Annotated in this window: 13 protein-coding genes; 8 read left to right on the forward strand and 5 right to left on the reverse strand. The window is 66.6% G+C overall.

What is annotated here, in order from left to right:
* The first annotated feature begins 70 nt into the window (after positions 1–70).
* Positions 71–1,150 (forward strand): sensor histidine kinase, encoded by a 1,080-nt coding sequence (locus tag ACZ1I5_RS18585; RefSeq protein WP_465170727.1) that lies wholly within the window; start codon positions 71–73, stop codon positions 1,148–1,150.
* A 21-nt stretch (positions 1,151–1,171) separates the two neighbouring features.
* Here the strand turns inward: ACZ1I5_RS18585 and ACZ1I5_RS18590 are convergent, their stop codons facing one another.
* The 4 genes from ACZ1I5_RS18590 to ACZ1I5_RS18605 all read right to left on the reverse strand — a co-directional run bounded on the left by ACZ1I5_RS18590 (position 1,172) and on the right by ACZ1I5_RS18605 (position 5,750).
* Positions 1,172–1,360, reverse strand: coding sequence for a hypothetical protein (locus ACZ1I5_RS18590; RefSeq protein WP_465170728.1), 189 nt, complete (start codon positions 1,358–1,360; stop codon positions 1,172–1,174).
* A 28-nt stretch (positions 1,361–1,388) separates the two neighbouring features.
* Complete coding sequence (locus ACZ1I5_RS18595) at positions 1,389–3,335, reverse strand: sialate O-acetylesterase (RefSeq protein ID WP_465170729.1); 1,947 nt, start codon at positions 3,333–3,335, stop codon at positions 1,389–1,391.
* 232 nt (positions 3,336–3,567) lie between these two features.
* Positions 3,568–4,470, reverse strand: coding sequence for a polysaccharide deacetylase family protein (locus ACZ1I5_RS18600; protein ID WP_465170730.1), 903 nt, complete (start codon positions 4,468–4,470; stop codon positions 3,568–3,570).
* 14 nt (positions 4,471–4,484) lie between these two features.
* Positions 4,485–5,750 (reverse strand): SGNH/GDSL hydrolase family protein, encoded by a 1,266-nt coding sequence (locus tag ACZ1I5_RS18605; protein WP_465170731.1) that lies wholly within the window; start codon positions 5,748–5,750, stop codon positions 4,485–4,487.
* 232 nt (positions 5,751–5,982) lie between these two features.
* Between ACZ1I5_RS18605 and ACZ1I5_RS18610 the strand changes: the two genes are divergently transcribed.
* From ACZ1I5_RS18610 to ACZ1I5_RS18640, 7 genes are all read left to right on the forward strand, one after another.
* Positions 5,983–7,440, forward strand: coding sequence for an alpha/beta hydrolase family protein (locus ACZ1I5_RS18610; protein ID WP_465170732.1), 1,458 nt, complete (start codon positions 5,983–5,985; stop codon positions 7,438–7,440).
* On the forward strand, positions 7,440–8,354 hold the full coding sequence (locus tag ACZ1I5_RS18615; RefSeq protein ID WP_465170733.1) for a Nif3-like dinuclear metal center hexameric protein: 915 nt from the start codon (positions 7,440–7,442) through the stop codon (positions 8,352–8,354). Before ACZ1I5_RS18610 ends, ACZ1I5_RS18615 begins: the two co-directional genes overlap by 1 nt.
* A gap of 6 nt (positions 8,355–8,360) precedes the next feature.
* Positions 8,361–9,239, forward strand: coding sequence for a Nif3-like dinuclear metal center hexameric protein (locus ACZ1I5_RS18620; protein WP_465170734.1), 879 nt, complete (start codon positions 8,361–8,363; stop codon positions 9,237–9,239).
* A 110-nt stretch (positions 9,240–9,349) separates the two neighbouring features.
* On the forward strand, positions 9,350–10,396 hold the full coding sequence (locus ACZ1I5_RS18625; protein ID WP_465170735.1) for a DUF1176 domain-containing protein: 1,047 nt from the start codon (positions 9,350–9,352) through the stop codon (positions 10,394–10,396).
* Positions 10,397–10,417: 21 nt separating this feature from the next.
* Positions 10,418–11,311, forward strand: coding sequence for a hypothetical protein (locus ACZ1I5_RS18630; protein WP_465170736.1), 894 nt, complete (start codon positions 10,418–10,420; stop codon positions 11,309–11,311).
* Between the two features lie 230 nt (positions 11,312–11,541).
* Positions 11,542–11,853: a DUF485 domain-containing protein gene (locus tag ACZ1I5_RS18635; protein WP_465170737.1), complete on the forward strand. Its 312-nt coding sequence runs from the start codon at positions 11,542–11,544 to the stop codon at positions 11,851–11,853.
* Positions 11,850–13,568 (forward strand): cation acetate symporter, encoded by a 1,719-nt coding sequence (locus ACZ1I5_RS18640; RefSeq protein ID WP_465170738.1) that lies wholly within the window; start codon positions 11,850–11,852, stop codon positions 13,566–13,568. The genes ACZ1I5_RS18635 and ACZ1I5_RS18640 overlap by 4 nt, the downstream gene beginning before the upstream one ends.
* A gap of 222 nt (positions 13,569–13,790) precedes the next feature.
* Here ACZ1I5_RS18640 and ACZ1I5_RS18645 read toward each other — a convergent pair whose 3' ends face one another.
* Complete coding sequence (locus ACZ1I5_RS18645) at positions 13,791–15,086, reverse strand: sugar MFS transporter (RefSeq protein ID WP_465170739.1); 1,296 nt, start codon at positions 15,084–15,086, stop codon at positions 13,791–13,793.
* Positions 15,087–15,163 lie beyond the last annotated feature (77 nt).

Here is a 15,163-nt window from a genome sequence, read left to right on the forward strand (position 1 = left end):
GTCTTTTCGACGCGACGCCCGATTATCTGGTAGCCCACCGCGCTCCAGCTAATCGGGAACGGCGCGTATCATGAGTGACAATGGCGACAATGCGCGGCAGGTCGAGCAATTGCTCGAGTCGCCCAACCTGGCCGATGCGCTGGAAAGCGACCGGTTCAAGCAGTTCCTCGACCATATGCCCGTGGCGATCGCAGTCGCCGAGCTGGGCGCGAGCGAGTGCATCACCTATGCCAATCTCGAGTTCGAGCGGCTGACCGGACAGTCGGCGGGCTGGTTGCAGGGGAAAAGCTGGGCGGCGCTGCCGGGCAGCGCGACGGCGGCGGACGGGCGCGCGCTGAGCGAAGCGGTGACCGGCGGCGACGAACATATCGGCAGCTTCACCATCGCGCATGACGGCGGGGAGCGAACGGTCGATGCCTGGTCGAACGTGATCCAGGACGAGGACGGATCGCCGCTGTTCCGCCTCGTCGCGCTTGCAGAGATCGGCCAGCGCAGCGACGACAACGAGCTCGAGCAGAAACTCCAGACGAGCGACACGTTGCTGCGCGAGCTGCAGCACCGGGTGAAGAACAACCTCCAGATGATCACCGCGCTGATCCGGCTGGAAGCGCGCAACCTGCCGGACAACGCGACCGAGCAGCGTTTTGACCGGCTGGCCGGGCGAATCGATGCGCTGGCGCTCCTGTATCGCTCACTGTCCGACGAAGGGGTGAGCGAGAGCGTCGATCTCGGTATCTATCTCAGCGAGATCGCCTCTTCGGTGATGCGCGCGCATGCGGTCGAGGGCATCCGGCTCGACCTGAAGGTCGATACCTGGCCGGTGTCAGTCAATGTCGCGATGCCGGCCGGGCTGGTCGTCAACGAGCTGCTGACCAATGCGCTGAAACATGCCTTTGCCGGGCGTGAGGGCGGCACGATCACCTTGCTCAGCATCGTCGACGATGACGGATGCCGGGTGGTCGTCGCCGATGACGGGATCGGGCTGGCGGACGGGGTCAGCTGGCCCAAGAAGGGCAAGCTGGGGGCGCTGATCGTCCAGTCGTTGCGGCAGAATGCGAAGGCGCAGGTCGAGGTGGAATCCGCGCCCGATACGGGCATGCGCGTCACGATCTTTTTCGCGCGGGCCGATGCCGCGCCGAAAGAGGATTGAGACGGGGCGCGTCCTGTCGGCTCAGCGGGCGTGCGTGCCGATCGGCAAGGTGACCTTCACCGCATGAGTCTTGATCGGCATGAGCAGGATGAGACCGGCGCAGACCGCGCCGAGCAAGCCCATTGCGCGCTCGCCGCGACGGAAATCGCGGACGGCCTGGCAGATGCAATAGACCGCCACCACCGGCAGCCCGAGAAACCAGAACCACATCAACCTTCCCCCTGCCCCGTCCCGGCGCTCAGCGCGGCGGGATCGCCAGCTCGAACGGCGTGACCGGCAGACCGCTCGTGTCGGTGAGGGTACAGGTCGGGCTGTCGCCCCAGCAATAGCGGATACGCGTCGCATCCATGGCATCAGCCTTCACCACCACGGTCGTGCCGTCGATGCGGGCGTCGGCGTAGCGGCACGATCCGGCCGCCGGGCCGCATAGTTCGAACGCGTTGGGCTGGCCGCTCCAGGCCGCCAGCGTGCCGGTGATCTGGCCGAACGGGATGATCACGCCATCGGCCGAGCGGCGCACGGCGCCGGGCACCGCGCCGGCCGGCGGGGTTGCGTCACCATAAACGGTGTGGCGCGCGGCGATGGCGAGGCGGCGGCCGATGTCCTGCTTGTTCGAGGGGTGGAGATTGGTCGCGTCGCCGATATCGACCGTGACGATCGACGCGGCCCTGGCATCGGCATTCGCGGCACGGCGCTGCGCCTCGCGGACTTCGGACCAGACCGATTCCACCGGCGCGGTCGGGCGCGGGCCGTAATTGGGGATTTGCACGATGAGGAACGGCAAGTCCGCGCCGAAGCGGCCGCGCCAGTCGCCCATCATCGCCGCCAGCGTCGCCTGATACCGGCTGCTGAAATAGATGTCGGATTCGCCCTGATACCAGATCGCGGCCTTGAACCCGTAGCCGCCGATCGGGGCGATCATGCCGTTATAGAGCTGGGTGACGCCGTGGGTCGGGCCCCAGGGAAGCTGCGGCGCGATGAGGCCGTTCGGCACTTCCGCATAGCGCCATGGACTGGACAGCGGCACGGCGGTGCCGTCCTTCAGGCGGATCGCGCGCGTCTCGGCCTGGCCGCTCATCCCGCAATTGCGCCAGCTGCAGAAGATGTTGGTGACGATGATGTTGGCGCCCGCATGAAGCACGCCCGCAGGGATCTCGTGCAGCGCCTGTTTCGACCAGCTGGTGCCGCCGACGCCCTTGCCGTTGATCCAGCTCTGGTCCTCCTCATTGACCGAGCCGAGATCGAGCGTCGCGGCTTGCGCTGCCTGCGCCGCGGTGAGATCGACGCTGGTGCGCAACCACATCTGACCGACGAAACCGTCGGGCGAATTGCCGGTCCACAGCGCCCAGGGGCCGAGCGCGGCAGGGGCGGTTTTCCAGTCGGTGACGGGATAGGCGGGCTCCCAGGGATTGCCCCTGGCGGCTGCGGCACCGTTCGCTTTCCACCAACTTTCCCAGCTTGCGTCCCAGCGGCGCTGCGCGGCCTGGGGGTCGGTGCGGTAGAGCGCGAGCATGTCGAGATCGGCGTTGTACTGGCCGAGCTTGCGCAGATTCGGCTCGCTTACCCAGTCGCGCACCCGGCTGCCGCCCCAGGCGGAGACGACGAGGCCGACCGGGGCGTTGGTGGTCTTCCTGATCTCGCGCGCGAAATAATAGCAGCTCGCCGAGAAATTGCCGACCGTGTCGGGGGAACCGACCGTCCAGGACACGGGCGTGGCGAAGGTGGAAAGCGGGGTCAGGCTGTCCTTCGTCGCGATGCCGAGCTGGCGGATCTGGCCGTCGGTCGCGGCGCGCATCTCGAACGCCGCATTGCCCGCGGCGCGGACCGCGAGCTGCATGTTGGACTGGCCGGTGCAGAGGAAGACGTCGCCGAGCAGCACGTCCTGGACGGACTGGGTTGCGGCGCCGTTGCGCGCCTCCAGAATGTAGGGGCCGCCGGAGGGGAGCGCCGGGAGCGTGGTGCGCCATTGGCCGGCCTTGTCGGCCTTGGCGGTGGCGGTGGCGGTGCCGAGATTGACGGTGACGGTCGTGTTCGGGGCGGCCTGGCCATAGACGGGGATCGGCCTGTCGCGCTGGAGGACGGCGTGATCCTGGAACATGATGTGGAGCAGCGGGGGGTCTGCGGCGATGGCGGGTGTGGCGAGGCCAAGGCTGGCCAGGAACAATGCGCGGAATGGGCCTTTCATCGTCGCTCTCCCCCGTCCGCTCTCGCGCGGATCGTATAGGATATAGGAGCAGCGTTTGAGGGGGTTGTCCAGTGACTCCTCATTCCTCCCCGAGCTTGCTCGGGGAGGGGGACCGCGCGCTTCTTCAGCGCGGGGTGGAGGGGCTGGCGTGCGGGGCAGATGTTACGCGCTCCAAGCCCCTCCACCATTCGCTGAAGAAGCGAATGGTCCCCCTCCCCGTTCCGGGGAGGAACTAGGCGCAGATCTTTTCCAGCTCCGGGCCGTAATTGTGGCGCTCGGGTACCGGCAGGCCTTTTGCCTGGAGCTGGGATTCCGGGCGGCCCGGGGCGTCGGGTTCGCGTGGGTCCATATAGCCCTTGTACCAGGGATCGCGCTGCGCCTCTTCCAGCGTGACGAACTTGAAGCCGCGGCTCTTGTAGAGGTCGAGAAGTTGCGGCAGCATCTCCGCATCCAACCCGCCGACATGCATCAGCAGGACGTAGGGGATATCGCGGCCGAGCAGCGATTTGAAGACGCCGCGACCATAGGTGATGCTCTCGTCGGCTGCGTCGAGATAGGTCTTCTTCAGCCAGGCGATCGCGTGCTCGTCCTTCTTCGCGACGCAGCGGGCATAGGGCGCGTTCCACATATAGTCGCCGAAGCTCATCGTGACGCCGGCGATGCGGTAGCCGCGATCGGCGAGCAGCTTGCGCACCGTCGCCTTCTTCTCCGGCGTGTCGCCTTCCGAGAGGTTGGGATAGCGGAACCAGTGCCAGTTCTCGCCCTTCATCCGATCGGCGACGACGCCTTCGCCCCTGATCACGTCCTGCTCGAACTCGCCCGCGGTGTGGGTCGCGAGGTTCATGTGCGACCAGGCATGGTTGCCGAGCGGCAGGCCCGCGGCGCGCCAGTGATCGAGCATCGCGGTCGATGCCGGTTCCTCCTCGGTGCGCACGCCGTTGACGAAGCCATAGACCGGCGGGAGCTTCGCCGCCTTCCACGCGGCGATGATCTTGTCGCCGATCTCGACCCGGGTCGTGCCCTCGGGCAGCGCGCTGTGCGAGGGAAGATCGTCCCAGGTGAAGGCGATCTCCTGTGCCTGTGCGGTTCCGCTTGCCGCGATCAGGGTCGCGGCGATCATCATGCTGCGCAGCATCGTCATTCTCCGGATCAGCGGAACAGGTTGAGGTCGATGGACTCACCCATCGCGCGGTAGCCGGCATCGCCGGGGTGAAGCGCGTCGCCGCTGTCATAGGCCTTGGCCATGCGCAGCGGATCGGCCGGGTCGGCGATGGCCTTGTCGAAATCGATCACGCCATCGACATTGCCGGGCGTGCGGATCCAGGCATTGACCGCGGTGCGCACGGCATCGCCTTCCGGACTGTAATAGCCGGCGCCCTTGTAGGGGAGCACGGTCGCGCCGATCACCTTCACGCCGCGATCATGCGCGCGGGCGATCATCTGGCGGTAGGCGCCGGTGATGTCGGCGACGCTGGGCAGCGCGGTCTTGGCGCGGGTCGCGCTGCCGATGTCGTTGATGCCTTCGAGGATCACGACATAGCGCACGCCGGGCACCGACAGCACGTCGCGATCGAAGCGGGCGAGCGCCGCCGGGCCGCTGCCGGTGGCGAGCAGGCGATTGCCCGAGATGCCGGCATTGGCGACGGCGAAGCCGGTCTTGCCTGCCCTGGCCAGCCGCGCGGCCAGGATATCGGGCCAGCGATTGTTGGTGTCGCGGCTCGATTGCGCGCCGTCCGTGATCGAATCGCCGATGGTGACGATCGTCGCGGTGGCGGGGCCGCCCGAGACGTCGATGCCGGTGAGCAGCACGCGCATGGTATTGGTGGGGCCGCCGGGCGGGAAGCTGGCGGCGGCGGTCTGGTCGCCCGGGGCGATCTGCGTAGTCGCGACGCCCAGGGCGTGGACGCTGAGCGAGGTCGTGTCGCCGGGCACATGGATGCTGACCACGACATTGGCGAGCGGACCAGTTCTGAGCGCGACGGGGTCGCTGACCATGGGGGCGCCGGCCGGGATGACGGGCGAGGCGTCGCCGTCGAAGGTGACGATTCGGTCGCTGCCGGGGACGACCTCACCATTGGGGCCGGCGAGCCCGACATGGACGGCGCCGATCGGACGCGGTTCAGTGGCCGTCTCGTTGGACAGGCGCAGACGCAGGGTCGAGCCGCCGGCCGAGAGATGCGCGACCATGCGATAGGTGACGTCCGAGGTCGGGACGGTGGGGCCTTGTTGGGGCTGGGGCGGTGGCGGCGTCGGCTGGCCCGGCTGTACTGGCGGCGGGGGGCGCTGGCCGGGGCGCTCCATCGGCACAGCCTGCCAGCTTCTCGTCCAGACCTTCGACTGGGCGGCGGCGGCCAGCGGCTGACTCACCAGCGCCAATGCGGCGAGGGACAGATAGGGACGGAAGCTTCTCACCATCTTCTCCTTTTATCGTTTCGCCGCCTTGTGACGGTCATTCCCTGCCCTCGGCCGGTGCCGCGATAGCGGTACCATAGCGGGCGTTATCCGCGACTCCAACTGGCCCGAATCGGACGTTTCGCAACAGAAATGATCGCGCTCACCTGCCCCTTGCCAGCGACCCCGGACAGCGAGATAACCGCGCCCAGAATCATATAGAATATCGGATATATCCGAGTCGGGGAGAGAAAGCATGAAGAGATCGCATCTGCTGTGCGGTGTGCTGCTGAGCGCCATGTCGGCCGGCGGCGTCGCCATGGCCGCGGGCCAGGACTTCGTGACGCCGGTTATTCCGAGCGACTCCGCTGCCCGGCCGCGATCGCCCGAAGCCCAGGCGATCCTCGATGCCTCGACCGTCGAGCTGGTGCGCGAGATGAAGGCGCAGGGCATCAATGCGCTGCGCATCCCCAAGAATGCCGTGATCCCCGGCCGACCCGATTTCACCAATTACGATGAGGCCAAAGCCAATCCCTATCCCAATTTGCCGGCGCTGATGACGCTGCGCGATGGGACCAAGGTGACGACTGCGGCAGGATGGGCGAAGCGCCGGGCGGAGATCACGGCGCTGTTCGACGAGCATGTCTACGGCAAATATCCGGCCCACCTGCCCAAGGTGACCTGGACGGTCGCGAGCACCGCGGAGCAGGTTTTCGAGGGCATCCCCGTGATCGTCAAGCATGTCGTCGGCCATGTCGACAATGCGGCCTATCCGGCGATCAGCGTCGAGATCGTAGCGGACGTGGTCACGCCGGCTTCGGCCAAGGGCAGGAAAGTACCGGTGATCATCGGCGGCGGATCGCTGCGCCCACGGCCGATGCCGCTCGCTCCGCCGACGCGCGCTACCACGGGCATGTGCATGCTGAGCGGCCCGGTGGTCGATTCCTCCGGCAAGCAGTTGCTCGAGAAAGGCTGGGGCTTCGTCTCGGTCGACAACAATGCGGTGCAGGCTGACAATGGCGCCGGGCTGACCAAGGGCATCATCGGCCTGGTCAACAAGGGCCAGCCGCGATCGATGGACGATTGGGGCGTGCTGCGCGCCTGGGCTTGGGGCACCAGCCGGACGATGGACTATTTGCTGACCGACCCCGATGTCGACGGGAAGAAGGTCGGCGTGATGGGCCATTCGCGCGGCGGCAAGGCGGCTTTGGTGGCGCTGGTCGACGATCCGCGCTTCGCGATCGGCTTCATCTCCTCTTCGGGCGCGGGCGGCGCGAACCTGTACCGCCGCAATTATGGCGAGCTGCTGGAGAATGTCGCGGCGCCCAATGAATTCCACTGGATGGCGGGCAATTTCCTGAAATATGCCGCGGTCGGCCACACCGCCGACGAGATGCCGGTCGATGCGCACGAGTTCGTCGCCCTGGTCGCGCCGCGCCCGATCTTCATCGGCGGCGGCGGGCTGATCATGGATCCGCCCTGCGCCATTCCCGGCGATGCGTGGCAGGACGCGCAGGGCATGTTCATGTCCGCCGTCGCAGCCAGCCCGGCCTGGGAAGTGCTGGGCAGGAAGGGCATCGGCACCTCGACCTTCCCCAAGGTCGAGACGCTGATCGACAGCGGCGACGTTGCGTTCCGCCAGCATCCCTGGGGCCATACGCCCAACCCCAACTGGCACTATTTCATCCAGTTCGCGCAGAAAGAACTCAAATGATGCGCGAGCTCGACTTGTCGCGCCGCGGCGTGCTCGCGCTGGGCGCGGGTGCGGCGCTGACCGCGAGCGCCGGCCCTGCCCTCGCCGCGGGCAAGCTTACCGCCGGCGAGGTGATCGAGCGGATGAAGCTGCAGATCGGCGGCCCGTGGCGCGACGGCGGGGTGGACGGCTTCAAGGCCGGTGGCCCCGACACGATCGTCACCGGCATCGCCACCACGATGATGGCGACGTTCGACGCGATGAAGGCCGCAGCGCGCCAGGGCCTGAACATGATCATCACGCATGAATCGACCTGGTTTTCGCATCAGGACCGGCTGAGCGGGATCGAGGACGATCCACTCTACCGGACCAAGCTGGCCTATACCAAGACGCACGATCTGGTGTCGTACCATCTGCACGATCACTGGCATGCGCTGCGCCCGGTCGACGGGATCAATCTCGGCACGATGCAGCTGATGGGCTGGACCAAGTTCATGCATGCCGACAACCAGCGGCTGTTCACCATTCCGAAAACGAGCCTGCTCGCACTGTCGAAGGATTTCCAGAAACACATGGGCGCGAACACCATCCGGGTGATCGGCGATCCGGCGCTGCCGGTGTCGATCGTCTATGAAAGCTGGGGCAATTGCAGCGCCTTTCCCGGCATCAATTTCCTCAACAGCGAAGCCGATGTGCTGGTGATCGGCGAGACGCAGGACTGGGACCTGATCGCCTATGCCCAGGACCTGGTATCGTCGGGCCGGAAAAAGGCGCTGATCGTGCTCGGCCATGTGAAGTCGGAGCAATGGGGCATGAAGGCCTGTGCCGAATGGCTCGGCGGGTTCGTGAAGGAAGTGCCGGTCAGGTTCGTGCCGATCATCGAGCCCTATTGGAACGTGCGCCGCCCGGTGTTCGAGATCGATACGAGGATCTGAGGCGCCATGACTCAAGCCACCGCCCGACCCGCCGCCCCTGCCCGCCCCCCGCTCCACACCGGACCGGTGACCGCGCTGCAACTGGTCGACCGCATCATCGCCAAGTCCGGCGCGCCGGGCCGGCCGCAGACGGTCGACCGGATCGTCGCGGGCGACCCGACTACCGCCGTCACCGGCATCGCCACCACCGCCATGGCGACGTTCGATTGCCTGAGGGCCGCGGCGGCCAAGGGCGCCAATCTGATCGTCACCTTCGATCCACCCTTCTGGTCCGAGAGCGACAATCTCGACCGGCTTGAGGGCGACGATCTGTTCAAGGCCAAGCGAGACTTCATCCGCACGCACAACCTCGTGATCTTCAACTTCCACGATCACTGGCGCGACCGTACGCCCGACGGGATTGCGACCGGCATGGCGAAGGAGCTGGGCTGGTCGGGCAATCTCGCCGATCCGGCCAATCTCAACCTGTTCAAGCTGGCGCCGACGACCTTGCTCGGCCTGGCGCAGCAGCTTCACGACAAGCTCGGCGACCGCACCATGCGCATCGTCGGCGATCCGAAGCTGCCGGTGACAACCGTCGCGACGAGCTGGGGCAATGCCTCTCAGCTGCCGACCATTGCCCTGTTCAACAGCGCGGTCGATGTGGTGGTGTGCGGCTACACGCGCGAATGGGAAGCGGTGGAATATGCCCAGGACCTGATCGCAGCGGGCAGGAAAAAGGCGCTGATCCTGCTCGGCCAGGCGAAGTCGGTCGCGGGCGGGATGCGCTATTGCGCGGAGTGGCTGACGACGATCATCGACGAAGTGCCGGTCGCGTTCATCGCCGAGGTGGAGCCCTATTGGAATCCGGACGAGCCGGTGTTCGGGATCAACACGCAGATTTGATTTTCACGCGAAGGCGCGAAGGCGCGAAGGCTTGGGGGCAGGTAGCGCATTCTTCCGGCTTAGCGCGGAAGCGTTCGGAACGAACACCGGTGCCCGGGATTGTGCGAGCAATGGCCAAAATCCTCCTCCTGCTGGCTGCGGCAGCGTCGGCGTCCGGCGCGGCTCCCGCAGCGCACGAGATCGTGCAGTCTTACGACAGCTATCAATCCTGGTTCGTTGCCTGTGACAACACGCTCTCCTGTGTCGCCAAGGGCTTCAGCGACAGTGACGCGGGCGCCGAGATCCGGATCGAGCGGGATGCGGGGCCGAAGGGCGCGGCGATCGTCTCGATCAGCGCGGATCATGGTTTTGCGCTTGGCGATGTCGCGATCGACGGCCGGCCGGCAGGCCTGGCGGCGCCGGCCTGGCACTTGACGAGCGAGGACGGCGAGACATCGGCGACGAGTGACGACCCTGGCGCGGTGCGGGCGATCGTGCAGCGCCTGCGTAAGGCCTCGACACTGACGCTGGGCGGGGACGTTGCGGTGCCGCTGGACGGGTTCGCCGCGGCTGTCCTGCGCCTCGACGATCGTCAGGGAAGAGTGGGCGGCGTTAGCGCACTGCTGAAACCGGGGCCGCTGCCCGCTGCTCGGGTGCCCGCGGCGCCGATGGCCCCGAGGATTTCCGGCCACCCGATCCGCGCGCAACTGGCCGCGGGCGAGGAAGCGCGACTGATCGCCGCAGTTCGTGCCAGCGAGAAGGCCGAATTCGACAAGGAGGAATGCGGGGAGACGCCGGAATTGCCCGAGGCACATGCCCTGGACGAGGGCCGGGCGCTCGTCCTGATCCCCTGCATCATGGGCGCGTATCAGGGGTCCTCCCTTGCCTTCATCGCCCCCCGTGCGGGTGGCGCCGCGCATCGGCTGATCGCACCGACCCCGTATCGCGGCGCTGGATCCGACGGATCGGGCGCGGCCTATTTCACCGAGAGCGCGTTCGATCCGAAGACGGGCACGCTGAGCATGGCGGCCAAGGGGCGCGGGCTTGCCGATTGCGGCATGTCGGCGAGCTGGATCTGGGACGGTGAGACGTTCCGCCTCTCCGAGATGACGCTCCAGCAATCCTGTGGGGGCACCGCGCCGGGGGACTGGCCGACGCTGTTTCGATCGACCCGTTAGCAGTCAGACAAAGGACGATCGATGCGTATTTCATGGAAGCTTCTTGCAATGCTTGCGACCGTCGCTGCCGCGCCGGCAACGGCGGCGCCCTGGTGGTATGCCGGCCATGCCGGAGACCGGGCGGTGTTCGTCGATGCGGGATCGGTCGAGCGCGATGGGCAGAGGGTCAACTTCGCGTCGAAGGAGGTGATCCGCCGCCAAGGCGATCCCGTCGCGATGCGGGTCAAGTTCATGCGCGCGGACTGCGCCGGCCGCGTCCTGGGCTGGGTAGGCGTCCAGCGCTTCGGCCATGACGAGGCAGTGATCGACACCTCGACCCGCCGCGCCCCGGAGATGGCGAAGCCTGACGGCCCGATAGCACAGGCCGAGCTGGATTTTGCCTGTTCCGACGCAGCCGCACGGGAAGCGGCCGGCTATTTCCCTCTGGCCATCGACGATGCGGCATTTACCGCGGCGGTCCTCGACGAGGCCAATACGGGCCAGTCCCCGCGCGCCCTGCACGATCGCCTGGCCGCCGACGTCACCGTGCCGGTTGTTCGCTCCTCCGCGCCGCCGCCGGCCAGCTTCGGGAAGAAGCAGACGGTCCCGATGGGGCAGCCGATGGTGCCGCCACGCGACTATGCCAGGGGGCCGCAGGTGCCCGATCCCAGGGACCATGACGCGATCGAGGTCGGGCGAATCTACGACATCGCCTATCAGGGCATCAAGAACGGCGAGATGCAGTTCGAGGTCCGCGGCTATTCGATCGATGATCTGGTGCATCCCGGATCGGGGCAGACGGAGACCTTCAGGCTGGGCACAGGGCAGGTCCATATTCGCGACCTGGCGTTCACGATCGAGAAGGCACTGCCGGACCGGATTACCTACAGCGTCACGATCGATAGCGGGTCCGGCACCGGCCCCGGCGAGCGATAACGAAGCGCTCGTCGTTTCCACCCAACTACCCGCAACGCGTCTCATTGCTGCCTTCCCAACTGGACCCAGTACCGGGTTGAACATGCCCCGCATGTTCAAGGATCGTCCGGGGGACGATCCGACCCGGTACTCTCCGCCGGGGAAGGTAGAAAGGGGAGAAACGAGGCTTGCATCGATGCCCGGTTGCGGCATGGTAGCGATACCGCCAACGAGCGGCAGGGAGAGTGGGGATGGCTGATTCAGAACGTCTGGCGCGCATTGCGGCGGACCCCCGATACCTGGCGCTGACGCGACAGCGCGGCCGGTTCACCTGGACGCTGACCTGCGTGATGCTCGCTGCCTATTTCGGCTTCATCTTGCTCATCGCCTTCGACAAGAGCGCGCTTGCCGCGCCGATCGGATCGGGCGTGACATCGGTCGGCATTCCGGTCGGGCTCGGCGTGATCCTGCTCGCGATCGGGCTGACCGGGCTGTATGTGCGCCGCGCCAATCGCGACTACGACGCGCTGGTGCAGAGCCTGGTCGAGAGCAAGGGCGAATGACCCTCGCCCGCGCCGCCGCGCCCATTGTCGCTATCGCCTCCGCCGCCCTGCTGATCGCCACTCCTGCCCTGGCGGACGGCGTGGCGGGCCAGACGGTGCAGCAGGCGACCAACTGGACCGCGATCACCATGTTCGCGGCCTTCGCGATCCTGACGCTCGGCATCACCCGCTGGGCGGCGCGGCGCACGCGCACCGCGTCCGATTTCTACACTGCCGGCGGCGGCATCACCGGGTTCCAGAACGGGCTGGCCATTGCCGGCGACTACATGTCGGCGGCGAGCTTCCTCGGCATCTCGGCGCAGATCTTCGCCGACGGCTATGACGGGCTGATCTATTCGATCGGTTTCCTGGTCGGCTGGCCGATCATCCTGTTCCTGATGGCGGAGCGGCTCCGCAATCTCGGGCGCTATACCTTTGCCGATGTCGCCTCGTTCCGCTTCGCGCAGACGCCGGTTCGGACCTTCGCTGCGCTGAGCACGCTGGTCGTCGTGCTGTTCTATTTGATCGCGCAGATGGTCGGCGCGGGGCAGCTGATCAAATTGCTGTTCGGGCTGCGTTACGAATATGCCGTGGTGATCGTCGGGGTGATGATGACGCTGTACGTGCTGTTCGGCGGCATGACCGCGACGACCTGGGTGCAGATCATCAAGGCGGTGCTGCTGCTCGGCAGCGCGAGCTTCATGGCGTTCATGGTGCTGGCCCAGTTCGGCTTCTCGCCCGAGGCGCTGTTCGCGCGCGCCGTGCAGGTGAAGACCGATCTCGCCGTGGCGACCGGCCTGTCGGGCGCGGAAGCGACGACGCGCGGGCGATCGATCATGGGGCCGGGCAATTTCATCAAGGACCCGATCTCGGCGATCTCGTTCGGCATGGCATTGATGTTCGGCACCGCCGGCCTGCCGCATATCCTGATGCGCTTCTTTACGGTGCCCGATGCCCGGGCGGCGCGCAGCTCGGTGCTGTGGGCGACGGGGTGGATCGGCTATTTCTACCTGCTGACCTTCATCATCGGCTTCGGCGCGATCGTGCTGGTGGCGACCGACCCGGGCTATCTCGACGCGACCGGCGCGTTGCGGGGCGGCAGCAACATGGCGGCGATTCATCTGGCGCAGGCGATCGGGGGAAACATCTTTCTCGGCTTTGTCTCGGCAGTGGCGTTCGCGACGATCCTGGCGGTGGTCGCGGGGCTGACCCTGTCGGGCGCCTCGGCGGTGAGCCACGATCTCTACGCGACGGTGTTCCGGAAAGGTGCGGCCGATTCAGCGGCCGAGCTGCGCGTGTCGCGGCGGACGGTGCTGGTGCTGGCGGTGGTCGCGATCCTGCTCGGCATCCTGTTCGAGAAGCAGAATGTCGCGTTCATGGTGAGCCTGGCCTTCGCGCTGGCGGCATCGGGCAATTTCCCGGTGCTGTTGCTCTCGCTGCTGTGGAAGGGCTGCACGACGCGGGGCGTGGTGGTCGGCGGATCGGTCGGGCTGGTGACGGCGCTGGTGCTGACGATCCTGTCGCCGGCGATCTGGGTCGCGATCCTGCATCACGACAAGGCGATCTTCCCTTATTCGTCGCCGGCGATCTTCACGGTGCCGCTGGCGTTCTTCACGATCTGGCTGGTGTCGGTGCTCGATACGTCCGCGCGGGCGGCGGTGGATCGAGGGGCGTATCTCGAGCAGCGGGTGCGGTCGGAGACGGGAATCGGGGCGGCCGGGGCTTCCAGCCACTGACCGCTCCCTCCGTCGTGCCGGACTTGTCCGGTGGTACCTACTTTACTTGTTCCCCGGCGAAGGCCGGGGCCCAGTTGGGGGACGCCTATAAACTGGCGCCCCGCTTCACAACGATAGCCTTCCCGACTGGGCCCCGGCCTTCGCCGGGGAACGAGTAGGTACATGCTTCAGCGGGACCGCCACCGAACAGGTCCGAGTTGACGGCGTGGCGCAGGCGGCGGATCAGTCCGCCGCCGCCTCGACCGACTTCGCCCCCCACAGCGCATAGAAGAGCACATAGAGCTCACACGCCGCGGTCAGCAGGAAGGACAGTTGCAGGCCGTACGCATCGGCCAGCCAGCCCTGCACGATCACCAGCGCGCCGCCGGCGATGGCCATGATCAGCAGGCCCGATCCTTCCTCGGTCAGCGGGCCGAGGCCGCGGATGCCGAGGGTGAAGATCGTGGGGAACATGATCGAGTGGAACAGCCCGACCGAGATCAGCGCCCACATCGCAATCGGACCGGTGGTGAAGGTCGCGATGAGCATCACGACCAGCGCTCCCACGCTGAACGCCGCGAGCACGGTTTCGGCCGGGATACGCTGCATCAGATAGCTGCCGAGGAAACGCCCGACCATCATCCCGCCCCATAGCAGGAAGAGATAATGCGAGGCCTGTTCGTGCGTCAGATTGCCGATCTCCGGCGCGGAGACGAAGTTGATGAACAAATTGCCGACGCCGATCTCGGCGATCAGGTAGATGAAGATCGCCGGTACGCCGAACACCAGGTTGCGGTGACGCCACAGGCTGTGGCCGTGCCGTGCCTCGCGCGCCTGGCCGCGGGTCGAGGCGTTCATGTCGGGGAGTTTGAAGCGCGCGATCACCACCGCGAGCACGACCAGCACCGCGGCGACAATCAGATAGGGCAGCTGCACCGATTGCGCGTCGGCCAGCCGCTCCGCCGGGGTCAGCACCGCGCCCGCTGCCGCAGTGCCCGAGGTGCTGCGCCCGAGGATCAGATAGCCGCCGAACAGGGGCGCCAAGGTCGTGCCCATCGAGTTGAACGCCTGGACCAGGTTCAAGCGCGACGAGGAGGTTTCGGGCGATCCGATCACCGCAACATAGGGGTTGGCCGCGACCTGCAGCAAGGTGATGCCGGCGGCGATGATGAACAGGGCCGCGAGCACGACGCCATAGGAGGGGATCATCGAGGCGGGGACCATCAGCACCGCGCCGAAGGCCATGATGATCAGGCCGGCGACGATCGAGCGCTTGTATCCGATCCGCTCGATCAGCATCGCCGAGGGGATCGAAGCGAAGAAATAGGCGATGAACCAGACCGATTCGATCAGGGTTGTCTGGGTATAATTGAGATCGAACACGCTGCGCAGATGCGGCAGCAGCGTGCCGTTGATCACGGTGATGAACCCCCACATGAAGAACAGGGTGGCGAGCAGGCTGAGCGTTGCCCGGTAGCCGGGGCCCGCGCCGGCGCCTGCCCCCAGCGGCGCCGTCGTATTGAGTATCGGTCCCGCCATTTTCACGTCCTCTGCTGCATCGCTTGTTTTTTGTCTGAGTATATGTAAGCAAAATCGCGGTCAACGGCGCCGGTTCG

The organism is Sphingomonas sp. BL-S-30 (assembly GCF_055521475.1).